Genomic DNA, 26931 nt, shown 5'->3' with positions numbered 1-26931 from the left:
TCTACGTCTCCTCTGTATAGACAAGCACAGCCTTGAGATCGTGTTCCTCCTCCAGATTTCCGCCCAGGGACGAGGCCAGGATACCGAAGGTCGCCATCAGCTTGGCAAAATGGACCATGGGCAGGGGCTGGTCGCCCAGACCGGCCCAGCCGGCCAGGACCCCGTCCGGCAGGAGATAGATAACCCCAAGTGATACAATAAACAGATTGATCCAGAAGGAAACCATGCCGACCAGCAGGGTCCCGAAAAGGACGATCCGTGAGCGGACCGCCTGCTCCATCATCCGGTCAGACCGGCCAACTCCCTGAAGATTCTGCCCGAAATAGAGCGACAGGGTGGCCGCCAGCAGGACCAGGATCAGTATCAGGTCCAGCCAGCCGGAACGGATGGCCGCCCCCATTTCCCAAGCCTCGGCGCTCAGGAAGAGAAAGATGATGGATACCGCGGTGGCGGCCGTGAACCGCCCCAGGTGGAGCATCATCAGCCAGGAACGAAAGAGGAGAATATCCCTGGCCAGCACCACGCCTTCACGGAAGAGCACCTGGATATAAAAACGCCAGACACTGGTGGCAGCGACCGAGGTCTCTTCCAGCCGCGGATCGGCGATATTCTGGAGATAGGCTCCGATGTCCTTCTTTTCTTCCACACTCCAGTCCAGGGGCTCATCACCACTCCAGAACTCGCGGGGCCGCATCACGGAGTCTTCGTTATGATCGAGTCCCCAGAGATGGCCGAGGATATGCCGGCAGAGGGCGAGCATGGCTCGATCAATGACCTCACTGTCGCTATTTTCCAGTAGCCGGGAGAGGGTCACCACCCCGGTCTCCAGCATGTTGGAAGGCACGCCGCTTACGGTCTGGTCAAACCTGGCCTTGAGGGGCATGGAGCTGAAGACCAGGAGAAAATCCAGCCCATATTCGATCTTGATGTCCGAACCGAACTCAAGCAGTTCCAGGGGATCCAGTGGCAGGTCCTGGGGGAAATCCCGCCGTGGCATGAGACGGATCGACCAGGCAAATTCCGGAAAATCCCGCTGCAGAGAGCGCAGAAGCGTATCCCGGAGCCATGCAACCCGCTGCTGCACCTCCGGGCTTTCTCCGCCGTCGAACACAAAGCCTATGGTTACCGGAGGAAGGCTGCCCGGACTTTCTGGTGGATTTGGGGGTGTGTTCTCGCTCACGAACCGGTTTCCAGCTTTTGTTGCCATTCACGGAGCGCTTCCAGGGCCAGTCGGGCACGGTGGGCACCCCGCTCCCGTTTTCTGATCTTGCGGCCCAGGGGTGGGAAGAGACCGAAATTGACATTGGAGGGTTGAAAATGGTTGGGATCCGACATGGTCAGATGACGAATAAGGGCGCCGTGGGCGGTGACCTCGGGCGGAATCAACGGTTCCAGGCCGCGGCTGAGCCGGGCCGCATTTATTCCGGCGAGCAGTCCCATGGCGGCTGACTCCACATAGCCTTCAACTCCGGAGAGCTGACCGGCCAGGAAGAGTCCGGGCCGCTTTTTCACCTGCAATGTCCCATCCAGCAGGGCCGGAGCGCAGATGAAAGTATTACGGTGGATGGAGCCCAGGCGGACAAACTCAGCCTGTTCCAGGCCGGGAATGGTCCGAAAAACCCGCTTCTGCTCAGGCCAGGTCAACTTGGTCTGAAAACCGACCAGGTTGTACATGGTCTGGTCCAGGTTTTCGGCCCGCAGCTGCACCACGGCATACGGGGTTTCCCCGGTGCGGGGATTTTCAAGCCCCACCGGCTTCATGGGCCCGAAGCGAAGGGTATCCTCCCCCGGGAGAGCATCACCTCGATGGGGAGACAGCCCTCGAAATACTTGGTCTCCTCAAAGCTCTTCAGCGGTACGGTCTCAGCCTCTGCCAGCAGGCCGATAAAGTGGAGGTACTGCTCCCTGTCCATGGGACAGTTGAGATAATCCCCGGGGCCGTCCTCCCAGCGCGACTTGCGATAGATGATATCCATATCCAGGGATTCAGCCGTGACAATGGGGGCTATGGCGTCGTAAAAGGCCAGGTGCCGCTCTCCTGTCAACTGGATCAGCTTTTCTGTCAGGGCCTCGGAGGTCAGGGGACCTGTGGCCAGGACCACCGGAACCTCCTCGCTGGACGGAATATCCACCACCTCTTCTCGCACCACGGTAATAAACTCGTTTTCTTCCATCTCCCGGCTGATGAAGGCGGCGAATTTCTCCCGGTCCACGGCCAGGGCCTTGCCCGCCGGCACTGCGGTGGCTTCAGCCGACCGCAGGATGAGTGACGAAAGCCGACGCATTTCCTCCTTGAGAAGTCCCACCGCCGAATCCGGGGCATTGGACCTGAGGGAATTGGAGCAGACCAGTTCGCCAAGAAACTCCGATTCATGGGCCGGACTGAACCGGTGCGGCTTCATCTCAAACAGGGTGACCCGTACACCCTGGCGGGCGGCCTGCCACGCGGCTTCACAGCCGGCCAGCCCGCCGCCGACAACAGTAATCTCGTTCATATGTAATCTCTGCCTCAAGACACAGCAAAAGGGTTCTGGAGAAAATGGCGATCAAGTACGTACAATGATCAGCCACAGTATAGCACAGTTACGTCTTTACCACCGGTAACCACCGAGGGATAAAAGGCAACCCCTGTCAGTCGGAAAAACTGTTGACACCACCTGTCTCTTTGGAATATGTACATGATGTCCACTGGTTAGGTGGCTCACGGAGACCTGTCCGGTGGCAGCCGGCAGTGGTGCGATTTTTTTTCTCACTTGCCTGGGAACATCTGCTTCGTGGTTGCGAACCCCCTTGACGCAACAAACCTTGACCACCGGTCGACCTCGAACGCTGGAGAACACCAATGCTTTTTTTGATCACCTGTGATTACGAAAGTTTTGGCGTGCGCGGCGATACATTTCAGGTGGTGGAGCTGATTGATGAAAACGGCACCGACTACACCTTTGTTGTCAACCAGGGCAAGCCCTATTTTTCCCTGCAGGAAGTGGCCCTGGACATCGCCTCCTCCCTGTCCGTCCCCCCTGAAGAAATAGAACTGGAAGAAATATAATTTTTTGTGATTACCACTGCAATTCAGCCCACGATACCTGAAGGTGTTGACCTCACCCGTTTCACGGGTGTCTGTGGCCCGGATGGCCACAGTCAAGCCCCCAGGGACGGGTTTATGGCGTCCCGGGAAACGGGTGTAGAGTAGAGCGCTGTCAACAATGATCTTCAACGACTATGCCCTGCCGCACGCGGCTACTACATATCAGAGGAGGTCTCATTGCGGACAGCGCCCCCTCGTCGAACCGGACGTGCGGTTTTACCGCATCCGGCTCTCCGATGATCTCTCGCCTCAAGGCATTCACAGGGAGTTGACGGCTCTTTTATGCAGATAGACCAGCCCCTTGGACATAAGCGCCTTGTACAACGACGGTCCATCAAGGTGCCGGCAGTGCCGGTGGCTCCGTGTCCTCATAAAGCGACTGAACCGGGTCTGCACGTACCAATCAATCTTCTTGAACGACACCTTCGGGTATCCGAAGGAAAAGTAGTTGCCCCAGCCAATCAGAAATCGATTGACCTGATCAATTACTTTTTCTACCGGCTCTTGAATCCTGCGAATCGTCAGAGCATGTATCCTCTCCCGCGCCAGTTTCAGGCTCTTGGCAGAAGGGACAATGTTCAAATACCGACCCGCTCCGTACAGACTGCGATCAAAGCGGAACGTAAATCCAAGGAAATCAAAACTGCTGCCGGACTCTTTCAAGTTCACTATGGTTGTCTTGTCCCGATTCAGGATCAGGTCGAGTTCCCCAAGCGTCTTGTCAACAAAGGCGTGAATGCGAGGTCCGATGTACCGAGCCATGATAACCCAGTCGTCGGCATATCGTACCAGCCTTGCGTTGGCAAAATTGCGGGGACCTTCCGAGCTGTGAAAGCGTTGGTCGAATTCATGGAGAAAGATGTTGGCCAGCAGAGGCGAGATGACTCCACCCTGTGGCGTACCCTTGCGGGAGCGAGTGATCTTGCGACCGCCCTGCCCATCCTCTTCAACGATATCGCTTTTCAACCACATCCTGATCAGCTTCAAAACGGATCGGTCAGCTATTCGACGCTCCAGGCATTGCATCAGTTTGCCATGGTCAATCGTGTCAAAGTAGCTGCTCAGATCCGCATCCAGGACTTCGGTAAATCCCGCCTTGAGCGCCTGCCGAATCGCGGCGAGAGCATCATGGGCCTTAAGGCCCGGGCGGAATCCGTACGAGCAGTCCTCAAAGTCTGCCTCGAAAATCGGCTCCAGGATCAACAGGACCGCCATCTGTACAACCCGATCCTTGACGGTCGGGATACCCAGCGGACGCATCTTTCCATTCGCCTTTGGGATATAGACCCGTTTTACCGGCATGGGCCGGTAGGTCTTATCCTTCAATTCCTGCTGTATTGTTTGCAGCAGGCCTGCTACACCTTCCGAGCTCTCCTTGATGGACGCAAGGCTTACTCCATCCACCCCGGCAGCGCCTCGATTGGCGTAAACCCGGTTCCAGGCACTTTGCAGTACATCCAGGCGATACACCCGGTCGTACAGGGCATAGAATCGGAACTCCGGTTCCTGCTTGGCCTTGTGGCCCAGTTTCTTTCGCAAGAGGGAGACTTTCGGGCTCAGGCCGAACTCCTGCCCTGCCCGTTTATCCGTAGTGGGAGACAAACATGTGTACTCCAAGCGGGACTTCCTCCATTGTCAAAAACACGATCAAAGTCCTGCCCCTTCGCTCCACGGGAGTTACCCCGCTTCAAAACTACTATGAGCAGGTCCGACTCCCGGCCGGAACCGCACAGAGGGTTATGCATTCCCCTCCAGCGTTTGGACTCGGGCTATCTGCTGCCCTGCCCGTCCCGCCGGGTCTCCCAGGTTCCCTGGCGCTCCCTTGAGTACATGCCATCTCCAAACACCCCGGGCGGCCCAACGCAACGCTCCTGTTGTCTCATCGCGTCAATGACTGGCTTCCCCATGACCTCGGAGGGTCGCCGCCGCCAAATGTGTAACGAGGCCGAATCGAGTTCACAGATGTTACGGCCTATACTCTATCTGACCTTACGGCCTTTTCCGACCCTGCTTGACGATTCGGGTTACCCCTACACGCCGGGTCGGCGATTTCGCGGTGAACAGGCAATTACCGCGGGTGGCATCGCAGCCACCAGATTCGCCAGAGCTTCGCCTGGCACACGAGGTCAACACCGGCTTCAATGCTGAAGATTGATAGTAATCAGATAATTTTTACAAGGAACCAATCAGTTATGGAACCAACCACCATTGGCACCGAGGCTCAGGCCCTCCAGGCAGTTGAAGAGTGGAAAAAAGAACCGGTCCCTGTCCAGCTCCGAAACCTGCGTCTTGCCATTGAATCCCTGGAACTGAGTCAGATGTATTACGAACAGAAAGAAAATGACCAGGGTGTCAGGCGGGCCGAGCGCTGCATTGCCATTCTCAGGGCGCGTACCGATGGGCTCCAGAACGGATAAGCGGCCATAACCTTTTGTTCCCGGGTGTGGTCCTGCCGGCAAGGCCAGCTTTCCACCGCCCCGGTCAATCCTTTCACTGTACCACGTCACGCCCTCATGGATCTTTCCTGATCCACCGGACCACCCGAGCCCTGAGCCTGGTTTCCGATACTCCTTCCCGTCCATCTCCGGGCGATCATCTTGCCATCCAGATTGAGGGCCAGGTGGCGTATTAACCGAAAGCTAATAAAGCGTTTACCTGATCCTCGGACCATTCACTGCAACAGCCAGCATTGGACCAGAAACTTGACAATACGCGGAAAGATCGAAAATACAGGTTAATAACTTGACACAGGAGACATCAAAGACCGATAATAAAGAAACACACTGTGGCACTTATCCGCACCAGGCAGATAAAAAAAGGACCACATCCTGTTCCATCACTCGAAACAAGGGGCAACCGCTATGAAAAGAAGAAAAACACTGCTGACAACCATTCTCTGTCTCCTGCTGCTTTCTATCGTGCCCCTTGCTGCCATGGCCGGTCCTTCCATTGACGAGGTGAAAGAAAACGTTGAAAAGCTCTGGAAGCCCATCAAGGAAAGTCAGCCCCATGTCACGGCGGTGGAGTTCAAGAAGATCATGGACAGTGGAGGCAAATTTGTCCTGGTGGATGTCCGGACCCGGGATGAATATATTGCGGCCCATCTTCCCGGGGCGATTCATATCAATCGCGGGCTTATAGAATGGGTGGTACCCAAAAAAATCCAGGACACCGATGCCAGAATATTTGTCTACTGCCGGACCGGGGCCCGGTCCGCCTTTGTCACCCAGCGGCTGCTGGAAATGGGCTACACCAACGTCACCAATATCTACGACGCCTTCAAAGGCTGGGTCGTGGCCGGCTATCCGGTCTACAACAGGCATGGCGAGTTTACCCTGAGCCCCAAAGCCTTTGAGAAAAAAGATCCCTACATCGGGGAGTAATCCCGCTTTATGGATCAACCGGCCCTGGCGGACCAGGGCCGGGATTACTAACGCTCGATCTTTACCTCAAGCCGCCTCCGGCCCCATTGAAGCGCCTTTTCATGGGAATCAAAATAGAGATCGATCCGATCGGGACCCTTTATGGCCCCGCCCCGATCGGCCACCACGCCCCAGCCATAACCGGGCACATACATCCGGGTACCAAAGGGATAATATCTTGTATCGGCGGCAATGGTCCCGTCACGCTCAAGCCAGAGCCAGGGAAAGACTATCCGGGCGGGAATGGTCCAGGGATGCCGAAGTGTATCTGAGGAGACAAGCCCCGGATGGGGTTCCACCGGTTCACTGCCGCTGGCGGTCCTGCCGGTATAGGGGGCCCCGGTCCGCCGCCCTTCGCTGACATAGCGCTTCCAGAAGTCCAGCTTCATATGCTTCCAGGAACCACGCTCCCAGGAACAGCATTTCTCACACCCGCAATAGGCCGTGGTTTCCATAATTCTGGTTTCGTGGCGGGCACATCCAGACAGGACAACAAGTATGCCCACACAGACAAAAAAAGAGCGAAACATCCAACCCACGAGCATAGAACCTCCTGCGAAACTCTACCCCAGAAAAAAGAAAAAAGAAAAATTATCCGACCTCAAAGGGGCCGATATTGGCTCAAACACTCAGGCCATGAACTACCGAGGTGTTATTCGGTTTGTGTTTCTACTCATGCCCGTCAACGTACACCCAAGGGATTGGGCTTCGTGGCAAAGCGCCCCCTGACCCGGCCCTGAAAACAGACCGTTCTGACAAAAAAACAAAAAAGGCACCAAGGTACGATATGTCTCTCCCTCAGTGCCTCGATACCCGGATGACCAGGCCGCCATTAAGCATGGCGCCTGTCTCAAGGCGGTAATCAATACCGGTAATAATCCGGTTTGTAGGGTCCATCCACATCCACACCGATGTACTCGGCCTGCTCAGGGGTCAGCTTGGTGAGATGGGCGCCGATTTTTTCCAGGTGGAGCCGGGCCACCTTTTCATCGAGCTTTTTGGGCAGGAAGTAGACCTTGTTCTCATACTTTTCGCTATGCTGCCAGAGTTCGATCTGGGCCAGAACCTGGTTGGTAAACGAGTTGGACATGACAAAACTGGGATGCCCGGTGGCACAGCCGAGATTGACCAGGCGCCCTTCGGCCAGAATAATGATTCGCTTGCCATCGGGAAAGATAACATGATCCACCTGGGGCTTGATGTTCTCCCAGGGCAGATCGCGGATTCCGGCGATGTCGATCTCTGAATCAAAATGGCCGATATTGGAGACAATGGCCTGATCCTTCATGGCCTCCATATGGGCCCGGGTGATCACCTTGAGGTTGCCGGTGCAGGTGACAAAGATGTCCCCAACCGGGGCGGCCTCTTCCATGGTCACGACCCGGTATCCCTCCATGGCCGCCTGCAGGGCACAGATGGGATCAACCTCGGTCACCAGCACGGTGGCTCCCATGCCGCGCAGGGCCTGGGCACAGCCTTTACCCACGTCACCATAGCCCACCACCACGGCAATCTTACCGGCAATCATCACATCGGTGGCCCGCTTGATACCGTCGATCAGCGATTCCCGGCAGCCGTATAAATTGTCGAACTTGGACTTGGTTACCGAATCGTTGACATTGAAGGCCGGACACAGCAGGGTCCCCTTCCTGGCCATCTCGTTGAGCCGATGAACCCCGGTGGTGGTTTCCTCGGACAGCCCGCGCACATCCTTCATCAGCTCAGGATACTTTTCATGCATGACCTGGGTCAGGTCGCCGCCATCGTCGAGGATCATGTTCGGCCGCCAGCCATCCGGACCGAAAATGGTATGGTCAATACACCACCAGAACTCCTCCTCGCTCTCGCCCTTCCAGGCAAAGGTGGGGATACCGGCCGCGGCCATGGCCGCAGCGGCATGGTCCTGAGTGGAAAAGATGTTACATGAGGACCAGCGCAGCTCGGCTCCCAGTTCCACCAGGGTTTCCATGAGGACGGCGGTCTGGATGGTCATGTGCAGGCAGCCGGCTATCCGGGCCCCGGCCAGCGGTTTGGTCTGGCCATACTCTTCCCGCAGGGCCATGAGACCGGGCATCTCTGTTTCGGCAATGGCAATCTCCTTGCGTCCCCATTCTGCCAGGCTTATGTCTGCAACCTTATAATCAGTCATTGCATTCTCCATAGATCCCGTTTCCGGGAGATTTTTTCTTTTTGTGATGACCATCTGAGCTCAGAGATGTTATCCCGTAATGCAGGCTGAGTTTCAGTGGTAATCAAATTTCTTTTTCTTTTGGTTATCGTTACTGCGTGCCAAGGTCTCTTTCTCTGCAAACCGAACCCTACTTGATGCCGGCGGCATCCCGCAGCTCTTCGGCCTTGTCGGTCCGCTCCCAGGTAAATTCCGGCTCTTCCCGGCCGAAATGGCCATAGGCCGCGGTTTTGCGGTAAATGGGCCGGACCAGGTCCAGCATGGTGATAATCCCGTAGGGCCGCAGATCAAAATGGTTGCGGATCAACTCGACGATACGCTCCTCGGGAACCTTGGCCGTACCGAAGGTCTCCACGGAAATCGAGGTGGGTTCGGCAATACCGATGGCATAGGACACCTGGATTTCACACCGGTCGGCCAGGCCGGCGGCGACAATGTTCTTGGCCACGTAGCGGCCGGCATAGGCCGCGGACCGGTCCACCTTGGAGGGATCCTTGCCGGAGAACGCCCCGCCTCCATGGCGGGCCATGCCGCCATAGGTGTCGACGATGATCTTGCGTCCGGTCAGGCCACAATCTCCCACCGGCCCGCCGATGACAAAGCTGCCCGTGGGGTTGATATGGAAGCGGGTATCCTTGTGCAGCCACTCCTTGGGCAGCACCGGCAGGATGATGTTTTCCATCACCGCCTCTTCCAGTCGCTTGTATTCGATGTCCGGATCGTGCTGGGTGGAAAGAACGACGGCGTCGATGGCCACCACCCGGTCATCCTCATAGCGCAGCGTCACCTGGCTCTTGGCATCCGGCCTCAGCCAGGGCAGTATCTTGGATTTGCGGATCTCGGACTGCCGCTGCACCAGCCGGTGGGCATAGGTGATGGCCGCCGGCATGAGCACGTCGGTCTCGTTGGTGGCATAGCCAAACATCATCCCCTGGTCCCCGGCGCCCTGCTCCTCAGGGTTTTCCCGGTCAACACCCTTGGCAATGTCGCCGGACTGCTTGCCGATCAGTGACATGACCGCGCAGGTGGAGCCATCAAAACCAACCCGCGAGCTGGTGTAGCCGATATCACAGATCACCTCGCGAACCAGTTCATCCAGATCGACCCAGGCCTCGGTGGTGATTTCACCGGAGACAATGGCGGCCCCGGTTTTGATCATGGTCTCACAGGCCACCCGCGCGTGTTCCGGGTTGGGATCCTTGGTCAAAATGGCATCCAGGACAGCATCGGAAATCTGGTCTGCAACCTTGTCCGGATGGCCCTCGGAAACAGACTCGGAGGTAAAAAGATGTGTTGACATGTCGTGCTCCTTCCAAAAAAAATATCTCGTTACTGCAACGACTCAGTTACAAAACGATCAGCCCGGCCGCTGCCTTTCCAGCCTCCGGCCCGAACCTGTTTGACAAATTCAAGGACAATATCCCACTTGTTGAGCGGACTGATAAGATAGAGGCCGTCGACAAAGGGAGCGATATCCTCGATCAACCGCCCGGTGTACTCCAAGGCCACCTTGCGCTGGTCGGCGACCTGCTCATACCTGGCCAGTTCGGCCCGCAACTCGGCCGGTACGGATATACCCGGGACCTCGTTGTGGAGAAATTCGGCATTGCGGGAAGAGATGAGGGGAAAGATCCCGGGGAACATCAGCACGTCGATATGGCTGACCTTCTCCATCATCTGCTCCACCACGTCACGGGAAAAAAGAGGCTGGGTCATGGCGAAGCGGGCCCCGAGCGCCACCTTCTTTTCCAGCCGGCCGATCTGCAACCCCGGGCTGGCCGGCCGAAAACTGAAGGCCGCGCCGATGGAAAAATTGGTTGAGGTCTTTACCGAACGGCCGGCCATATTCACCCCGTGGTTGAGGCCGTCCAGCATGCGGATAAGCCCCATGGACCGCAGATCAAAGACCCCGGTGACCCCGGGCTGATCCGTACCGGCGGCCGAATCCCCGGATACGGCCAGCACCGCCTCGATTCCCAGCAGATGCGCTTCCATCATCCGCGACTGCAGCCCCAGGGCATTGAGATCACGGCCGGTCTGATGGATAATGGTCTGCACGCCGGTCTGTTTACGAATGAGTGCCGCCACCCCCAGGTTGCCGGCCCGCAGGATGGCCAGGGGATTCTCGCCCAGCGAGATGGCGTCAACACCTGCGGCCGCGAGCTGCCTGGCCCCTTCGAAGACCGGTTCCACGTCCAGGTGAGTCGGGGGATCGAGCTCGGCGATCACCGGCAGCCGGCCGGGCTTGAGCCCGGCAAGAAACCCCCCGGACACCGGTTCAGCGGTTCGGACCTCGGTCCGTTCAGGGGAACTCTGTATTCTGCTGCCCCTGACCCGCACCGGCTTGATCCGCAGGGCGGAACGAAACTCCTGGATATGGGCCGGGGTTGTGCCGCAGCAGCCACCAATCAGATGGACCCCGAGCTTGATCATCTCCCTGGCCCGGGTGGCCATGTAGGCGGGCTGGGCCGGATAGATCATCCGATGGCCCACCATTTCCGGCATTCCGGCATTGGGAAAGGCGGAGAGCGGAACTCCCTGCTCGCAGATGGCGGACATCCGGGTGATAGCGGTCACCATGGTATCGATGCCACGCCCACAGTTGGAGCCCACCACAATGGCCCCGGCCTCGATCATACGCTGGCAGCAATCCAGGGCATCCTTGCCGCGGACGGTCATGGCCCGGGCAGGAAAGACCATCTGGCCAATCACCGGTACCTCGGGCGCCACCTCCCTGGCCACGCCGATGGCCAGGAGGATCTCCTCCAGGTGGGAGAAGGTCTCGAAGATCAGAACATCCGCCCCGCCTTCAACAAGACCCAGCACCTGTTCCCGGAACCCGGCCCGGATATCATCCTCGGTAACCTCTCGTCTGTCTTCGACACACTCCTCGTCCAGGGGAAAGCTGATCCCTGTGGGTCCCACGGATCCGGCCACATACACCTGGTGCCCGGCCGCCTTGCAGGCAATGGCCGCGCCGGCACGGTTGATTTCCCGTACCTGCTCCTCGGCCCCGGCCTCACGCAGCTTGAAGCGGTTGGCCCCGAAAGTGTTGGTTTCGATGAGCTGACTTCCGGCCCGGATATACTCCTCATGGGCGGAAAAAATAACCTCTGGCGACTGCAGGTTCAGCAGGTCCAGGTTCCGACCGCGCTCGATACCCCGTTCAAAGAGAAAGGAGCCCAGCGCACCGTCACCCAGAACCACATGATCCCGAATATATTCCTGAAATTTAGGTTTCATTATCTAAGAAAGTCGCAAGCCGGAGAACAAAGGCTCAATGTACCGCAGCGTGGATTCAGGGGGCAGGACAAAAACGCCACCGTACAGCGGCGGGGATATGACGGACCCGCCGTTGCGGGTCCGTCATATGGAGAGAGATGTTTCATAACCATCGCCCCGAGCAGCTACTCGGTCAGCGAGATATCCACGGAGGGACGCATGGTGGCCACGGTGGCCAGAACGTCATGGACCAGATGCTTCTTGAACGACTCAACCAGGTTTTCATCGGCCGGCACACCCTGGTCATAGGCCACAAAGGCCTGCTGCATGATATTGTAATCAAAGCGCGGAGCCCATTTCCGAGATCCCAGACGGGCAGTGGTGGAGCAGTTGTCCACCATGTGGGCCACGCCCTTGAAATGCATGTAGGGATTGAGCGAATCAACCGCCTCGATCACCGACTCGTTGCAGACCTCGGACAGACAGTGACCCTTTTCGATCAGCAGGTCGATCTGGGCCATCATCACTGCGCAGTAAAGACCGGCGGTCTCCGGGTTGACCGGCGGCTCACCGGAGCGGTTGGCCCGAACCTCTTCGCCCACCTTCCACATTCTGGTCCCGTCGATCTTGCCCATGGGATAACGGTCAAACCGCTTTCCGGCCATGACCACGGAACGGATTTCATTGCCCGAAGAGACTTCGTCGTAGATCTCCATCAGGATATCAAAGGCCGGATGGTAGGCAGCCGAATACATGCGCTCGAAAATCTTTTTCCCTTCGTCATCGAGGTTGTTGTAGACCGCCAGGATGCCGTCATGGGAAATGGTACGGGACAGGGGCCCGGTGATATTCTCGACCACGGAAATAAAGGCCTCCTTCTCGTCCATGCCCTTCTCCATGACAAAACGCCGGTACATGGCCTCGGAGATGCCGTGGACAGCCCCGAGCAGGATACCGCGCTCGCCAAAGATATCCGAGCGATACTCGTGGCTCAGGGTGGTCTTGAACACGTAGGGTGCGCCCACGCCGATGGCCCAGCCAAGGGCCTGGTCCGTGGCCCGGCCGTCGATATCCTGCTCCACGGCAAAGGAGCAGTTGATTCCAGCGCCGTTGACCTCCTTGCCCTGAACATAGAGACGGCGGACAGACGGTCCCATGCCCTTGGGGCAGACACCGATGACGTTCATCCTGTCCGGGAAACTCTCGCCAACCGATTCCAGGTGCCCCAGTAGAAAACCATGGGACAGGCCCAGGGTGGCCCCTTCCTTCATGGTCTCGAAAATCCGCTTGTAATGCTCCACCTGGGCCGCATCGGATATCAGCAGGATAACCATGTCGGATTCACCGATAACCTCCCACATCTCACCCAGGGTGCCGCTCTCCTCGGTAAACCCGGCTTCCCGTGCCGAGGCCATGGACGAAGAGCCATCGCGCAGGCCCACTTTAACCCGGATGTCCGTTCCTTCCAGGGAATCACGCAGATTCTGTGCCTGGGCCGGACCCTGGGAGCCCCAGCCGATCACGCCGATCTGCTTGATTCCCTCGAAAGCCTTGGGCAGAAGGGGAAATTTGTCGCGCCCGCCCCGGACGATTGTCTCCTGAGTATCGGCGAGTTTGATAACCTCTGTTTCAAAAACATTGGATGTGAACATGGTTTCCATGCGTGGTCAGTCCTCCAGAATAAGGTGGCCCGCTAACAGGCCTTCTCTGTACAGTGTACGTTTATAATATCGCAGTAATGTTGAACCTCGTACCAATACAAAATTCATCGGCTAAATTCAATAAAAATACCGTACCCTCCGGATTTGGGCCGGATCATCACCGGGCCAGACCCTTACCAGATCCCCGCCGTCCGTACCGGTTCAGCCGGCAATGGCATACCCACCATCGACAACCACGGTCTGGCCATGGATCATCCGGGCCAGATCACTGCAGAGAAACAGGGCTACGTCGGCGACATCGTCAGGCGTGGTCAGTCTCCCCATGGGAGTGCGCCGCAGTGATTCGCTGATGATTTCATCGCGGTTGGGAAATTTTTTCAGGGCATCGGTATCCACCACACCGGCAGAGATGGTGTTGACATGGATCCCCTGGGGTCCCAGCTCCACGGCCAGATGCCGTACCAGGGATTCCAGGGCCGCCTTGGACGCCCCGACCACGGTATAATTGGGCACCGCCCGCACGGCACCGATACTGGACACCGCCATGATCCGGCCACCCTTTTCCATCATGGGCACGGCATGCTGACTCAGGGTCAGCAGAGCCCGGGCATTGATATCCATGGCCCAGTTCCAGTGGCGGGTGGTCAGCTCCATCACCGGCTTGAGCACGCCGGATGCCGCATTGGAAACCAGAATATCCAGGCGCTGGTACGTTTTAGCGATTTCCTCGAACATCCGGGCCACGTCCTCTTCCTTGGCCACGTTGGCCTTGACGGCCAGACAGCGTCCCCCCAGATCCTCGATGGCCTGGACTGTGGCCTCGGCATCCCTTCGGTGGCGGACATAGTTTACCACCACGTCCACCCCGTTTTCCGCCAGCCGCAGGGCAATGGCCCGGCCAATCCCACGCGACCCACCGGTTATCAGGGCCACCTTTCCCTTCAGATCAAACATGCCTCATGTCCCCCTCTATAAAAAAAACCACTCAAACACAGATAGTTATCTTTCAAACATTCCCGTCGGGCAACACAGTCGTTCCCGGTTGCCAAGAACTGATGCAGTGTAATGCGACTGGGTGGTGATTGCAAGAAAACGGTCGGATCAGCTGGAATTTCGAAGTAGAATACGCTTGAGAGTGTTCTTCATGAAACGGAAGAGATTGAAGCGGACCGGATTGAGTTGCTCCGGAGCGACAAAACCGGTCACGCGCAGCTCATGGGGATGGCGCAGAGGAAAATGAAGTGCTGCCAGTTCAGTCGCCACCAGCCCCTGCTGGTGGCAAATCTGCCAGAGCGGCACAGCCCGGGGATCGACCCCGATCACTGCCAGCAGAGCCGTATCCACAGCCACCGGGTCTCTGCCGGCCCCAACCAGGCGCAGAGGAAACGGCTCACCGCCAATGGGCCCGGTGGTGTGCATGGCGGTGATCCCGTCCACCAGCACAATCTGATCCGGCAGAATCCCGGGGAGCTCGGTCAGCAGGCGGGCAAAGAGATGCGGGTCTCCACCATGGCGCATGTGCCACCAGGGTTTGCGCATCCCCACCAGGCAGCCGAAGCAGTTCTTGAGCGCCATGGTCATGCGCATCTGGGCATGGGCCTTGACCCGCGGCATATTGACAAGCAGATCACAGCCAAGGGCCTCGGCCGCTATCCCGGCCCTGACGCCGGAGGGCAACACTATCTCCCGCACGGTTCTGAAGTCCGTCACCCGGACCCCGAGACTGCGGAGCTTCTCCAGGATTCCCAGCTGGGCAAGGATCCCGCTTGCCGAGCCAAACGCCGGAGAGTCGCCCAGGCTGACCCGGGCCCCCTGATCCAGGAACCAGCGGGCGACAGCCAGAATAAAGGCAGCCTCGGTACAGGGGAGGTTGCCCTTGCGACCGGTGAGCAAATTCGGCTTGAGCAGGACCCGCAGTGACCGGCACTCCGGCACGGCTGTGGCGCGCAAAACCTTATCCAGGCAGGGAAGCAGAATATCGCGATCATAGGCGCCACACCGCGTAAGGGCAACGGTTTGACCCCGGCTGATCATGGATGTGGAGTCTGGCTGCATGGCCTTGAAAAAAAACCGGCTCAGCCACAATGGCCGAGCCGGAAAAGGAGAAAGGAGAGAAGAGATGAAGAAGTACTCTTATTATTGCACCCGCCGTGCCACTTGAAAAAACATGAAGAACAAAATAGAACTTTCATGTAATTTCAATGCGTTACTGCGCAAAATATCCATTCATTGATCTTGAACAGAGCCCCGGAAAGTACAACAATTTATACGACCGAGACTACCTCTCACTCGCCCTGCAAAACAAAAATCTTTTAAAAACAAAAAGTTACCATCGAGGCTCATTTTTTAAACCTTCTCTCCCCAATTACGCTGTAACTGGATACTTTTTATGCACCCCGAGCCCAGTTCAGCAGACCACCGGCGACCAGGATCTCCCGATGCCGCGGAGAAAGATCGATGGTGGCGGCCACCGGTTTACCGTTGACCTCCACGGTGAGACTGTCCTGACCACTGGCCAGGGCCTCGCGGATGCCGGGGATCACGACTTCGGCCCCCTGCTCCACCAGATCGTAGTCCTCAGAATTGGCAAAGCAGAGCGGAACAATACCGAAATTGATCAGGTTCGCCTTATGGATCCGGGCAAAACTCTTGACCAGCTTGACTTGAACCCCGAGATAGCGCGGCGCCAGGGCCGCATGCTCGCGGCTTGAACCCTGACCATAATTATCACCCCCGACAATCATTCCGGCCACGCCCTGTTCAGCGGCCTGCTTCATGTTGGTGGCAAAATCCGGGTCAACGGCATGGAAAACGTATTCGCTGATGGCCGGGATGTTGGAACGCAGCGGCAGAATCTTTGCCCCGGCCGGCATGATATGATCGGTGGTGATGTTGTCGCCCACCTTGAGCATGACCCGTCCCTTCCAGGTCTCGGGCAGGTCCGTGAAATCAGGAAAGGGGGCGATATTTGGTCCGCGGATGATCTCCACCTCGGCATTTTCCGGCCACGGGGCTTCGATGCGCTCGTCTCCGGGTAGATACTTCTCCGGCAGCGTTACCTCGGGATAGTCACCGAGGTCTCGCGGATCGGTGATCACGCCGGTTATGGCAGATGCCACCGCCACCTCGGGGCTGCAGAGATACACCTGGTCGTTCTGGGTCCCGGACCGTCCCGGGAAGTTACGGGAAAAGGTCCGCAGGGAAATGGCGCTGGTGGGCGGTGCCTGTCCCATGCCGATACAACCGAGACATCCGGACTGGTGCACTCGGGCACCGGCCTGGAGCAGCGGCAGCAGGTTCCCCTGGGCGGTCAGATTTTCCAGGGCCTGCCGACTGCCGGGATTGACCTCGAAGCTGACATCCCGGCTTGTTTCCCTGCCTTCGAGTATCCTGGCTACTGCAGTCAGGTCGCGCAGGGACGAGTTGGTACAGGAGCCGATCAGGACCTGAGCCACCGGTTTGCCGGCCACCTCACTCACCTTGACCACATTATCCGGTGACGATGGACAGGCGATCATGGGCTCCAGGGTGGACATATCGATCTCGATCACCCGGTCGTAGACCGCATCCTCATCGGCCTTGAGCTCCTGCCACTGGTCTTCACGCCCCTGGGCAACCAGAAACTGCCTGGTGTTCTCATCCGAGGGGAAAACCGAGGTGGTGGCACCCAACTCGGCACCGAAATTGGTAATCGTGGCCCGGTCGGTTACGCTGAGCTCGGCCACGCCGGGCCCGAAATACTCCATGATATACCCCACCCCCCCCTTAACGGTGAGCTGGCGGAGCACCTCAAGGAGCACATCCCGGGCCGCGACCCAGGGCTGGAGCCTGCCGGTCAGACGGATGCCGAAAATCTTGGGCATAATCAGGTAAAACGGTTTCCCGGCCATGGCCATGGCCACATCCAGGCCTCCGGCACCCATGGCCAGCATGCCCAGACCGCCGCCGGTGGGAGTGTGCGAATCCGAACCGAGCAGGGTCTTCCCGGGAATACCAAAACGCTCCAGATGGACCTGGTGACAGATGCCGTTGCCCGGCGGGGAAAACCAGAGTCCGAACTTGCGAGCCACGGACTGGAGAAACCGGTGGTCATCGGCGTTGCGGAAATCCGACTGAACCAGGTTATGGTCCACATAGGAAACCGACAGCTCGGTTTTCACCCGGGGGATACCGATGGCCTCGAATTCAAGATAGGCCATGGTGCCAGTGGCATCCTGGGTCAGGGTCTGGTCAATGCGCAGGGCGATTTCCTCGCCCTTTTTCAACTCACCCTCAACAAGGTGCGCCTGGAGAATCTTTTCTGCTACAGTCAAGCCCATGTTATATCGTCCAAAATTCAGGTTATAAGAATCAAACCACTATCTGTCCGTCCGGACACCCGATCACCGGCCCTCTTTATTTATAGGTGATGACCCGGGTCCTGATCACACCGTCGCAGGCCTCTATCTCCTGCTGTACTTCCGCCGACACCGCATTCTCACAGTCAATGATGTTATAGCCGACGGTACCATTACTTTCGTTGGAATAACTCATGATATTGATATGATGCTTGCCAAGAATATTGGTCACCAGGCCTATCATCCCCGGCTTGTCATGGTTAATCACAATCAAGCGGGTATGCACCCAGACCGTGGGAATGGCTTCCACATTGGGAAAGTTCACCGAGTGGGTGATATTGCCGTACTCGAGATAGGATTTCAGTTCACTGACCGCCATGCAGGCGCAGTTTTCCTCGGATTCAGAAGTGGAGGCCCCCAGATGCGGGGTGATCAGTATCTGCTCATGGCCAATAAACTTTTCCGAAGGGAAATCTGTGATATGCCCACTGAGCTTGCCGCTGGCCAGGGCCTCGAGGACAGCGTCTTCATCCACCACCGGACCACGGGCGTAGTTGAAGAGCACGGCCCCGTCCTTCATCACCTTGAGAAAATCCGTAGAGACCAGGCCGCGGGTATTCTTGTTGAGCGGTACGTGCACCGAAACATAATCGGCCTGTTCCAGGACCTCCTTGCGCGAGCGGGCGAGTTCCACGTCCGGGGAGAGATTGTGGATATTACCCATCACCGGAAAAGGATCAAACCCGATAACCCGCATCTGATGATGGACGCCTGCATTGGCAACGCGAACACCAATCTGTCCGAGCCCGATCACTCCCAGGGTCTTACCGGCCATTTCCACGCCCTTGAACATTTTCTTTCTCGCTTCCACCTCCTGGTTCAGCTCTTCTCCCTTGAGACCAGTAAGTTCCTGGCAGAAGCTAATGCCCTGATGCACGTTACGCAGCCAGATGCCAAGCATGGTGAACACCAGCTCGACCACCGCATTGGCGTTGGCTCCGGGCGTATTGAACACGCAGATGCCCTTTTCCGTGGCCGCATCCACCGGGATGTTATTTACCCCGGCCCCAGCCCTGGCAATGGCCAGCAGCTCCGGATAGCTGTCTATATCCACTGGCGAGGAGCGAACCACGATTCCGTGGGGATTTTCCTCGTCCGGACTGACCTGGTAGCGGTCATCGAAAAGCGCCAGACCTTCTGCGGCAATGGCGTTGATTGTCTTGATGCGATATGAATCCATACTGATTCCTCAATTGGCTAAAATTATGCGGATGCGCCACAGACCTACAATGTTCGCCCACTTGTTGTCAAGAAAAAGCCGGGCAGCTGCCCGGACTTCCCTCTTTCTTTTTTGTTAAAAATGATTATTATGGCACCTTCATCTTCCATTGCCATCAACGCTTTTCAGACCAATAATTGTCCTGGAAAATAAGGCCGATCCCTGCCGATCGCCCGGAGATCCGGCAAAAAGGCCCTTTTTCATGGCAACCGACACAACACCTGACATATCATGCGACACTGGACCTGCTGTTTTTCCGTTTCTTCTGCACTCACAACCCTTCTACTGCTCTTTTCCTTCCTCGTCGGCGCATCGCCCGCCCGGGCCGGCGACCCGAACCTGGCCCCGCTCAATCACACCCTTTCCCTGAGTTTTGATCTCAAAAACCATCAGGTATTCGGGACCTCCCGCATCGATCTGCCGCCGAACCGCTCACTCACGCTCTACTGCGGACCGCTTGAAATCACCGGGACGCTGTTGGAACAGAAGGAGACCACTCCGAAGACCCTGAAACCCGGCCCGGAAAACACCCTGCTCATCCCGGCCGCACCCCGGCTCCAGACCCTCTATGTATCCTGGTCCCTGGCAGTTCCCGAGGGGTCGGGGGACAACCTGATCACGGAGCAGGGCATCACCCTGGCCGGATTCTGGCACCCCCTGGCCAAAGAGGACATGCTCTACAGCCTGCAGGCAACCCTGCCCAGGTCTTTCTCGGCTGTTTTTGAAGCTGAAACCATTTCCTCTGCTCCAACCCGGCAGGGTCGACAGTTCCAGGGTGCTTACCCCCATCCCCTGCGGGGCCTCCATTTTGTCGCAGGACCATATGTGGTAAAAAAACGAAAAGTATCCTCAACCACGCTCTACTCTTATTTTTTCAAAGAGGACGCCGCGCTGGCCACCGAGTACCTTGACAGTGGTGCTGCCTACATCGAGCGCTACGAACAACTGATCGGTCCCTTTCCTTTCAAACGGTTTTCCATTGTCGAAAACCGGCTGCCCACCGGATACGGCATGCCCACTTTTACGCTGCTCGGGCAGGCGGTGGTCCGCTTACCCTTTATCAAGGACACGTCGCTCGGCCATGAAATCGTCCACTCCTGGTTCGGTAACAGTATCGGCATAACAGAAGTCAGCAACCAGGAAAAAGGGCTCCCAGATACGGGCAACTGGTGTGAAGGCTTGACCACATATCTTGCCGACCAGCTCTATGCAGCCGACAAGGGAAAGGATGCCGAATACCGGAAAAACCAGCTGCTCCGCTATATGGCCTATGTCCATCCGGACAACACCATGACCCTGGCGCAGTTTCAAGGCGCCAGTGATTCCCGCCCCATTGCCAAAAAAATCCGGGCCATTGGCTACGATAAGGCGAGCATGGTTTTTCACATGCTCCGCAAAAAGATCGGCGACGATATGTTTTACAGCGGTCTGCAGGAATTTTACCGGGATTTTGCCTTTAAGCGCGCCAGCTGGCAGGATCTGCAGGAAACCTTCTCCAGGGTCAGCGGCCAGGATCTTGAACCGTTTTTCACCCAGTGGCTCACCCGCCCCGATATTCCCAAGCTGCAGATTTCCCGAGTCGTGGTACGTCAGGAAGATGGCAGCTCCCAGATCAGATTCCACATTGTCCAGCAGACCAGCGAAGCCTACCAGCTGCTCCTTCCGTTTACTGTAACCACCCTCTCCGGCCAACAGACCGAGACCCTGGTTCTGGAGAAAAAGGACCAGGAGTTCGCGATCAATACCACCGACCTTCCCGTGTCCATGGTCATGGATCCGCAGTATGACACCATGCGGATGCTGACCCTGGACGAGACCCCGCCCACCTGGACCTGGTTCATGGGAGCGGAAAAGAAAACAGTTATTCTCCCGGAAAAGGATAAAGGGAAAACCTTTGAGCCACTCATCAAAAAGCTTGAGAACATGGGCTGCGAGATACAATCAGCAGGTGAGGTCAAAAACAGCGAGCTGTCCCGGGGGAGCTTTCTCTTTCTTGGCCCATCGGTCCACAGCCGCGCCCTGTTTGCGGATCCCGGCCACCCCGGCTCAGGCTTCACCCTGGATGTGCGCAAAAACGCGCTCAACCCGAGCCAGGTCATGGTCCTTGTAACAAGTAGCTCGGAAACAGAGACCAAAGCAGTGGTCCACCGGCTGAGCCACTATGGCAAGTACAGCTACCTGCACTTTGAGAAAGGCCGGATAAAGGAAAAGCGGGTGGCGCAGGCACTGGATGGCATTCCCGTAGACCTGCTGACTCCGCCCGCAGGCATCCCGACCAGCAGTATTCTTGATTTCAACCAGATCGTCGATGATCTTGAAAAAAGCAGGGTCGTCTACGTGGGCGAGATGCATACCGACTACCCCAGCCACCTGCTGCAACTCCAGGTCATCCAGGCCCTGTACCGGCGTGACCCGTCCCTTGCCATTGGCATGGAGATGTTCCCGCACTCTTCACAGCAGGCCCTTGACGACTACATCGACGGCAAGATCGAGGATGAAAAGGAATTCATCAAGGCCTCCCGCTATTTCAAGGTCTGGGGGTATGATTATCGGATGTACCAGGACATCATCGGCTATGCCAAAAAACACCGGATCCCTCTGGTTGCCCTGAACATAGACAAAAAAATAACCAGCCAGATTTTTCGGCAGGGATCTCTGGACAACCTTACTGAAGAGCAAATACAAAAAATTCCGCCGCAGCGGGATCTTGATGTTCCCGGCTACCGGAAACGGCTGCAGCAGGTCCATTCCATGCATAACAGTTCGCCGCATGGCAGCAGTTTTGACGGATTCATCCAGGCCCAGGCCATCTGGGACGAAACCATGGCCGAGTCCGTGGTGAAGTACCTCACCGCCCATCCTGACAGGCGTATGGTAGTCATTGCCGGGACCGGACACGTGTACAAGGACAGTGCCATACCGAAGCGGGTGGCCCGCCGGATGCCGGGGATCAAACAGCGGGTTGTTGTCAGCGCAAGCGTCGCCGATACCGGCACAGAACAGGGGAAACAGGTGGACTACCTGATGTATACCGAGCCCCTGGACCTGCCCCCGGCCGGTAAGATCGGCATTGTCTTAAATGAAGTTGAGGATGAAAAACTGGGCACACGCATGCAGGTTGTTCAGCTCAGCCCGCACGGCAAGGCAGGGAAGGCAGGAATCAAAAAAGACGACCTCATCCTGGCCCTCGACGGAAGCGAAGTCCATACCATCGAGGATCTGAAACTTGGTCTCCTGAACAAAACCGCTGGCGACAAGGTGACCCTGAAAGTACTGCGCAAACATACCCTGCTGCCGGATAAAACACTGGAGATCGAGGTGGAACTCTCCGGCCTGTCCCCAAGGGCTATGATGCCTGCGGGGCATCCACGCAGATAACCCAGCATGGCTGGACCAGGTAAGCGACCGAAGGGAGACTCCGGGTTTCGATACGTCCCAGCCACAACAGATAGCGAAGACTTCGACCCATGAAAATCACAATGGAATTAACAAAACTTGCGGTGATTTTCGGATAAAACCTGACCAATTGCCGGACAACCTTCGGTACAGAATCACAAAATTCTGAAATTTGATCCTTCTGGTGACCGGACACCACGTTGAACAACGTGATGCGATAAAATTACGGCTCCCGAAGGGTGGCTGGAAACTCGGGGAGAGCTGAACCTGGCAGTAGTCGTTTGCTTTTTTCGCAGAGCATGCAAACAATAATCTCCTGCCATGGATTCAGCTCTTTTTTTCAGTCTACACTAGCCCGCATATTTCACAATGATCGTGGCGAACGGCCTGAAAACGCCGTGGGTACAGATAGCGAACGAAGTGAGACCTTCGAGGAACAGCTTCAAAAAGAGCTGCAGACATATTGAAATCTGATTACCATCAATCTTCAGCATTGAAACCGGTGTCGGTCTCACTTGTTTCACGGGACGCCATAAACCCGTCCCTGGGGGCTTGACTGTGGCCATCCAGGCCACAGACACCCGTGCAACAAGTGAGGCCGACACTTTCATCCATCGGTGGCTGAATTTCAGTAGTAATCACATATTGAAATATTTCGAGGACTCTATTTGAAGCTGTAAGGCAGCAGGCGCGGTGTTTTCAGGCCTTGCAGTAGATCGCTTGTGAAATATGCGGGCTAGACGAGATGAGAGTCGGCAAACTCCCAGTTTATGAGATTCTTTAAGAATACATCAAGATAGTCGCCACGCCTGTTTTGATAGTCAAGGTAATACGCATGCTCCCAGACATCCACTGTCAGTAACGGCTTCACCCCGTGAGCTATCGGGGTATCAGCATTTGATGTCTTCATAATCTCGAGCTTGCCATTTTTTATCACCAGCCATGCCCAACCGCTGCCGAACTGTGTGAGGCCGGCATTCTTCAACTGTTCAATAAAGTTGTCATAGCTTCCGAAATCGGTGTCGATCTTCTCTGCGATGTCACCAGTTGGCAATCCCCCACCATCTGGCTTCATGGACTGCCAGTAAAATGTATGGTTCCAAACCTGAGCAGCATTGTTAAAAACCCCTGCGTTGGTAGCATCATTTACTGTCTTCTTGATGATATCCTCCAGGGTCTCACTGGCCAGTTCAGTTCCCTCGATCAGCTTGTTTAAGTTGGTAACATACGCATTGTGGTGTTTTCCATGATGAAAATCCAAGGTCCTCGAGCTGATGTGAGGTTCAAGAGCATCTTTTTTGTACGGCAGGTCAGGTAGCATAATAGTCATGTTCAGTTTCCCTCCTTTTATAAGTTTGGTTTTTCAGAGTCGAACAAAGCCGAATGAGCCGCGAGACTTGAATTCGGTTTCATTCCTCTGTGTCAATGAGAGAGACACCCACCGTGATTCGTAAAGAACTCGACCGCCGGTTGTCGACGCCGCTCCCAGCGTGTCAGCAGGAAATTCTTCCCTATTCATTCCTTACGGTTCGCCATCCCTCTTATTACGATAGTATGTCAGCAAAAATTGGAAGTAAAACGAAATTTCGAGAAGATCTGAAACACAAGCTGCTGGATCAGGTTCGCAAAATCCTTCGTTTCCACTGTTATGGTTGCAGGACAAGGCAAACCCGTTATCAGAGAATCTTCCAATGTATTGATCTTCTGCAGGCCCGGCCGACCCGGCCTTGCAGGAGGTGGCGAAAAATTCAACAGAGGAAAAAATCTTGACACTTGTGCATAAACATATAAATGTTTATTTATATGTTTATGGCTTGGCAAATTTTTACTCCATGGGAGACTGTTTTGCGTGGGGAGAAAAACCTTTTTGTTCAATCATCGGAAGACGACCTGCATGCCGCAGCCTTTCTGGCCAAAAGCCTGGCCGACGAAAACCGGCTCCGGATTCTGCTGGCGGTCAGCGGAGAAAAGAAAGCGGTTTCCCGCATTGTCGAGGAACTGGGCATCTCCCAGCCTCTTGTCTCTCACCACCTGAAGGAATTGAAACGGGCCTTGCTGGTTACAGTTGAGCGAAAAGGCCCCTTTGTCTATTACCAGGTCGCAGACAAGAGCGTCCTTGAAATTATTGCCGGGCTTAAGGACCTGGCAGCCCGCCTGCTGGAGCAGCGAACACGTTTTTAGTGCTGGAGGCCTCTGTTATGGAAGAATTGCAAAAAATTATCGCCCAAATGGAGCCGGATAAGGCCCTGGCCGCGCTTGCCGAAGCAGCAAAACAAATACTGGCCCACCTGGATGAACAGGCCAGGGTCGATTTCGTGGTCAGCATGATCGGCGAATCAGGCAGTGACAAGGTCGCAAGCCTGGTTGACCTCTGACTTGCCGAATGCATGGACGAAGGTGTCGATCCAACACACATGTGCCAGAGCCTGGTTGAAAAAGTAGCACTGTCGAAACAACTGCGGGCGGTAACTGAACCTGACATCCTGCCCCTGTTCGAGGATTGGCTTGACGAGCTGGAACGGGAACTCCGTGATCTCGTCATGGCCACCGGCTCTGCCGATCCCCAGCGGATTGCACGGGAGCTTGGTCTGAGCGACAACGGCGTATCCTTTCTGCTCACCAAACTCCGGCGGGAGGAGAAAATATCCTGATTTCCTGTACCGTCCGGTTGAAAAAAACATTTGGTAACCAGCGCCAGAACAAGAGGCAGCGCATTGCGCCAAACCACCTACAGGGAGGCAAATCATGAAACTTGGAATCATCATCAGCTCCAACGATCCGGAAACGGTCTGGAACGCCTTTCGTTTCGGGGTATTTTCCGTAAAGCAGGGGAGCGAAGTTAAAGTATTTCTAACCGCCAAAGGAGTTGAAAGTGAAAATCTTGATACCGACCAGTTCAAGGTGACAGAACAGATGGCAGCCCTGGTCAACGGCGGCGGAGAGATATACGCCTGCGGTACCTGCCTCAAGCTCAGACAATTACCGGGCAGTGACACCTGTCCTCTCTCCAACATGAAAAAGATGTACGATATCGTCAGAGAAAGTGACCGGATCGTAACCTTCTGAGCCCCGGGCGCGATCCCGACCCCGCTATCAACTAAAAAAACAAGGGTGGTCGCATGAGAAAAAAGATCGTTGTCCTGGGCGGTTCCTTTGGCGGACTTACCGCGGCCCTTGAAATCAAACGGCTGCTCAAGGATCGGGCCGATGTCACCCTGATCAGCAATGACCGTGATTTTGTCTTTCTGCCTTCGCTGCCCTGGCTGATCATGGGCAGCCGCCGGGCCCGGGACATTACCTTAAAGGTTGAAGACATTCTGAAACCGCGGGCAATTACCTTTATCCATGCCACGGTGACCGGAGTCGACCCGGATTCGCTCACCGTATACACAGACCAGGACAATTATCATTATGATTACCTGGTTATTTCCACAGGGCCGCATCTTTCCTGCGATGAAATACCCGGCCTGGGACCTGAAGGCGGCCACACGCACTGCACCTTCAGCCTGAAACATGCCGAGAAGAGCCGAGTTGCCTGGGCCAGACTGCTGTCTGAGCCTGGTCCGGTGGTGGTGGGATCAACACAGATGGCCAGCTGTTTCGGTCCCTATTACGAGCTCGCCTTTGAAATGGATTACGAGCTGCGCAAGAGGAAGATGCGCCACAAGGTCCCCCTTGTCTATCTCACTTCAGAACCATACGTTGGCCATATGGGGGTTGGAGGCCTGGGCAAGTCTCGCCGGTTTCTGGAAGATGAGTTTGCAGAACGTGACATCAAGGCTGTCACCAACCAGTCGGTGGACGAGATCATCCCGGATGAAATCCGCCTTGCCAGCGGCATCACCCTGCCCTTTAAACTGGCCATGCTGGCCCCGCCCTTCAAGGGCGTGGCCGGAGTGGCCGGCCTTGGCAACCCGCGCGGATTTATCCCGGCCGACGACCATTACCGACATCCCGAACATCAAAACATCTACACCATCGGGGTGGCCATGGCCCTGGCCCCGGCCGAGCCGACCCCGGTACCCACAGGAGTGCCGAAGACCGGATTCATGACCGTGAAGATGGCCAAGGCAGCGGCCGTCAATATCGTGGCCGATATCGACAACCAGCCACCGGTGGCAAGCAAGTCTCTGGATATCATCTGCCTGATGGACATGGGTAAAACCGCCGCCCTGATGGTAGCTGATCCGGTCCTGCCGCCCCGCCAGAAATCACACCTCAAGGAGGCCAGGTGGGCGAAATGGGCCAAGATCAGATTTGAAAAATATTTCCTGTGGAAAATGCGGCATGGCTACAGCCGCTTACCATGAAAGTCTTTCCCGGTCAGGCTAAAGAACC

The 26931-nt window shown here is 56.3% G+C and carries 20 protein-coding genes and 1 pseudogene; 8 read left to right on the top strand and 13 right to left on the bottom strand.

Annotation, left to right across the window (positions count from 1 at the left end; translation table 11 throughout):
• Position 1: 1 nt before the first annotated feature.
• Positions 2 to 1180, bottom strand: a complete 1179-nt coding sequence (locus GF1_RS02820) for a hypothetical protein (protein WP_267928109.1) — start codon at positions 1178 to 1180, stop codon at positions 2 to 4.
• Positions 1177 to 2495, bottom strand: a pseudogene (gene trmFO / locus GF1_RS02815) (methylenetetrahydrofolate--tRNA-(uracil(54)-C(5))-methyltransferase (FADH(2)-oxidizing) TrmFO). The gene GF1_RS02820 and the pseudogene trmFO overlap by 4 nt, the downstream one beginning before the upstream one ends.
• 347 nt (positions 2496 to 2842) lie before the next feature.
• On the opposite strand from trmFO, the gene GF1_RS02810 reads away from it, so the two are divergent.
• Positions 2843 to 3049 (top strand): hypothetical protein, encoded by a 207-nt coding sequence (locus GF1_RS02810; protein ID WP_267928108.1) that lies wholly within the window; start codon positions 2843 to 2845, stop codon positions 3047 to 3049.
• Between the two features lie 297 nt (positions 3050 to 3346).
• Here GF1_RS02810 and ltrA read toward each other — a convergent pair whose 3' ends face one another.
• Positions 3347 to 4690 (bottom strand): group II intron reverse transcriptase/maturase, encoded by a 1344-nt coding sequence (gene ltrA, locus GF1_RS02805; RefSeq protein WP_267928107.1) that lies wholly within the window; start codon positions 4688 to 4690, stop codon positions 3347 to 3349.
• Between the two features lie 590 nt (positions 4691 to 5280).
• Between ltrA and GF1_RS02800 the strand changes: the two genes are divergently transcribed.
• Positions 5281 to 5505 (top strand): hypothetical protein, encoded by a 225-nt coding sequence (locus GF1_RS02800; RefSeq protein ID WP_267928106.1) that lies wholly within the window; start codon positions 5281 to 5283, stop codon positions 5503 to 5505.
• 444 nt (positions 5506 to 5949) lie between these two features.
• A complete protein-coding gene (locus GF1_RS02795; RefSeq protein ID WP_267928105.1) occupies positions 5950 to 6471 on the top strand; it encodes a rhodanese-like domain-containing protein in 522 nt (173 codons plus the stop codon).
• Between the two features lie 47 nt (positions 6472 to 6518).
• Here GF1_RS02795 and GF1_RS02790 read toward each other — a convergent pair whose 3' ends face one another.
• From GF1_RS02790 to GF1_RS02750, 9 genes are all read right to left on the bottom strand, one after another.
• Entirely contained in the window at positions 6519 to 7055 is a 537-nt protein-coding gene (locus GF1_RS02790) for a 3D domain-containing protein (RefSeq protein WP_267928104.1), read from the bottom strand.
• 317 nt (positions 7056 to 7372) lie between these two features.
• Positions 7373 to 8659 carry an adenosylhomocysteinase gene (gene ahcY / locus GF1_RS02785; protein ID WP_267928103.1) on the bottom strand — a complete coding sequence of 429 codons (1287 nt, stop codon included), beginning with the start codon at positions 8657 to 8659 and terminating at the stop codon, positions 7373 to 7375.
• Positions 8660 to 8828: 169 nt separating this feature from the next.
• Positions 8829 to 9998, bottom strand: coding sequence for a methionine adenosyltransferase (gene metK, locus GF1_RS02780; RefSeq protein WP_267928102.1), 1170 nt, complete (start codon positions 9996 to 9998; stop codon positions 8829 to 8831).
• Between the two features lie 29 nt (positions 9999 to 10027).
• Positions 10028 to 11941: a bifunctional homocysteine S-methyltransferase/methylenetetrahydrofolate reductase gene (locus GF1_RS02775; RefSeq protein ID WP_267928101.1), complete on the bottom strand. Its 1914-nt coding sequence runs from the start codon at positions 11939 to 11941 to the stop codon at positions 10028 to 10030.
• A gap of 164 nt (positions 11942 to 12105) precedes the next feature.
• Positions 12106 to 13581, bottom strand: a complete 1476-nt coding sequence (locus GF1_RS02770) for a ketol-acid reductoisomerase (RefSeq protein WP_267928100.1) — start codon at positions 13579 to 13581, stop codon at positions 12106 to 12108.
• A gap of 201 nt (positions 13582 to 13782) precedes the next feature.
• Positions 13783 to 14526, bottom strand: coding sequence for an enoyl-[acyl-carrier-protein] reductase FabL (gene fabL / locus GF1_RS02765; RefSeq protein WP_353740445.1), 744 nt, complete (start codon positions 14524 to 14526; stop codon positions 13783 to 13785).
• Between the two features lie 156 nt (positions 14527 to 14682).
• Positions 14683 to 15531 carry a DUF362 domain-containing protein gene (locus GF1_RS02760; RefSeq protein ID WP_267928098.1) on the bottom strand — a complete coding sequence of 283 codons (849 nt, stop codon included), beginning with the start codon at positions 15529 to 15531 and terminating at the stop codon, positions 14683 to 14685.
• 437 nt (positions 15532 to 15968) lie between these two features.
• Positions 15969 to 17900 (bottom strand): aconitate hydratase, encoded by a 1932-nt coding sequence (locus GF1_RS02755; protein WP_267928097.1) that lies wholly within the window; start codon positions 17898 to 17900, stop codon positions 15969 to 15971.
• 76 nt (positions 17901 to 17976) lie between these two features.
• Positions 17977 to 19158, bottom strand: coding sequence for a phosphoglycerate dehydrogenase (locus tag GF1_RS02750; protein ID WP_267928096.1), 1182 nt, complete (start codon positions 19156 to 19158; stop codon positions 17977 to 17979).
• A 270-nt stretch (positions 19159 to 19428) separates the two neighbouring features.
• On the opposite strand from GF1_RS02750, the gene GF1_RS02745 reads away from it, so the two are divergent.
• Entirely contained in the window at positions 19429 to 22575 is a 3147-nt protein-coding gene (locus GF1_RS02745) for a ChaN family lipoprotein (RefSeq protein WP_267928095.1), read from the top strand.
• 754 nt (positions 22576 to 23329) lie between these two features.
• Here the strand turns inward: GF1_RS02745 and GF1_RS02740 are convergent.
• Positions 23330 to 23923, bottom strand: a complete 594-nt coding sequence (locus GF1_RS02740; protein ID WP_267928094.1) for a superoxide dismutase — start codon at positions 23921 to 23923, stop codon at positions 23330 to 23332.
• Positions 23924 to 24438: 515 nt separating this feature from the next.
• Here GF1_RS02740 and tsoR point away from each other — a divergent pair.
• The 4 genes from tsoR (at position 24439) to GF1_RS02715 (ending at position 26903) form a co-directional block, all read left to right on the top strand.
• The gene (tsoR, locus tag GF1_RS02735) at positions 24439 to 24774 is read left to right on the top strand and encodes an ArsR/SmtB-type metalloregulator TsoR (RefSeq protein ID WP_267928093.1); all 336 of its coding nucleotides are present in this window, start codon (positions 24439 to 24441) and stop codon (positions 24772 to 24774) included.
• Positions 24775 to 24791: 17 nt separating this feature from the next.
• The gene (gene tsoA / locus GF1_RS16285; RefSeq protein ID WP_337833065.1) at positions 24792 to 25244 is read left to right on the top strand and encodes an LULAXC motif selenoprotein TsoA; all 453 of its coding nucleotides are present in this window, start codon (positions 24792 to 24794) and stop codon (positions 25242 to 25244) included.
• 94 nt (positions 25245 to 25338) lie between these two features.
• Entirely contained in the window at positions 25339 to 25659 is a 321-nt protein-coding gene (locus tag GF1_RS02720) for a DsrE family protein (protein ID WP_267928090.1), read from the top strand.
• A gap of 53 nt (positions 25660 to 25712) precedes the next feature.
• The gene (locus GF1_RS02715) at positions 25713 to 26903 is read left to right on the top strand and encodes an NAD(P)/FAD-dependent oxidoreductase (RefSeq protein WP_267928089.1); all 1191 of its coding nucleotides are present in this window, start codon (positions 25713 to 25715) and stop codon (positions 26901 to 26903) included.
• Positions 26904 to 26931 lie beyond the last annotated feature (28 nt).

Source organism: Desulfolithobacter dissulfuricans (genome assembly GCF_025998535.1).
In the GTDB taxonomy this organism is placed as follows: domain Bacteria; phylum Desulfobacterota; class Desulfobulbia; order Desulfobulbales; family Desulfobulbaceae; genus Desulfolithobacter; species Desulfolithobacter dissulfuricans.
The sequence above is the reverse complement of the archived record's forward strand: the minus strand, read 5'-3'. Positions and strand labels throughout refer to the sequence as shown.

Coding starts and splice junctions, on each gene's coding strand:
- GF1_RS02810 (WP_267928108.1), top strand. CDS start 2,843: ATGCTTTTTTTGATCACCTGTGATTACGAAAGTTTTGGCGTGCGCGGC.
- GF1_RS02800 (WP_267928106.1), top strand. CDS start 5,281: ATGGAACCAACCACCATTGGCACCGAGGCTCAGGCCCTCCAGGCAGTT.
- GF1_RS02795 (WP_267928105.1), top strand. CDS start 5,950: ATGAAAAGAAGAAAAACACTGCTGACAACCATTCTCTGTCTCCTGCTG.
- GF1_RS02790 (WP_267928104.1), bottom strand. CDS start 7,055: ATGCTCGTGGGTTGGATGTTTCGCTCTTTTTTTGTCTGTGTGGGCATA.
- ahcY (WP_267928103.1), bottom strand. CDS start 8,659: ATGACTGATTATAAGGTTGCAGACATAAGCCTGGCAGAATGGGGACGC.
- metK (WP_267928102.1), bottom strand. CDS start 9,998: ATGTCAACACATCTTTTTACCTCCGAGTCTGTTTCCGAGGGCCATCCG.
- GF1_RS02775 (WP_267928101.1), bottom strand. CDS start 11,941: ATGAAACCTAAATTTCAGGAATATATTCGGGATCATGTGGTTCTGGGT.
- GF1_RS02770 (WP_267928100.1), bottom strand. CDS start 13,581: ATGGAAACCATGTTCACATCCAATGTTTTTGAAACAGAGGTTATCAAA.
- GF1_RS02755 (WP_267928097.1), bottom strand. CDS start 17,900: ATGGGCTTGACTGTAGCAGAAAAGATTCTCCAGGCGCACCTTGTTGAG.
- GF1_RS02750 (WP_267928096.1), bottom strand. CDS start 19,158: ATGGATTCATATCGCATCAAGACAATCAACGCCATTGCCGCAGAAGGT.
- GF1_RS02745 (WP_267928095.1), top strand. CDS start 19,429: ATGCGACACTGGACCTGCTGTTTTTCCGTTTCTTCTGCACTCACAACC.
- GF1_RS02740 (WP_267928094.1), bottom strand. CDS start 23,923: ATGACTATTATGCTACCTGACCTGCCGTACAAAAAAGATGCTCTTGAA.
- GF1_RS02720 (WP_267928090.1), top strand. CDS start 25,339: ATGAAACTTGGAATCATCATCAGCTCCAACGATCCGGAAACGGTCTGG.
- GF1_RS02715 (WP_267928089.1), top strand. CDS start 25,713: ATGAGAAAAAAGATCGTTGTCCTGGGCGGTTCCTTTGGCGGACTTACC.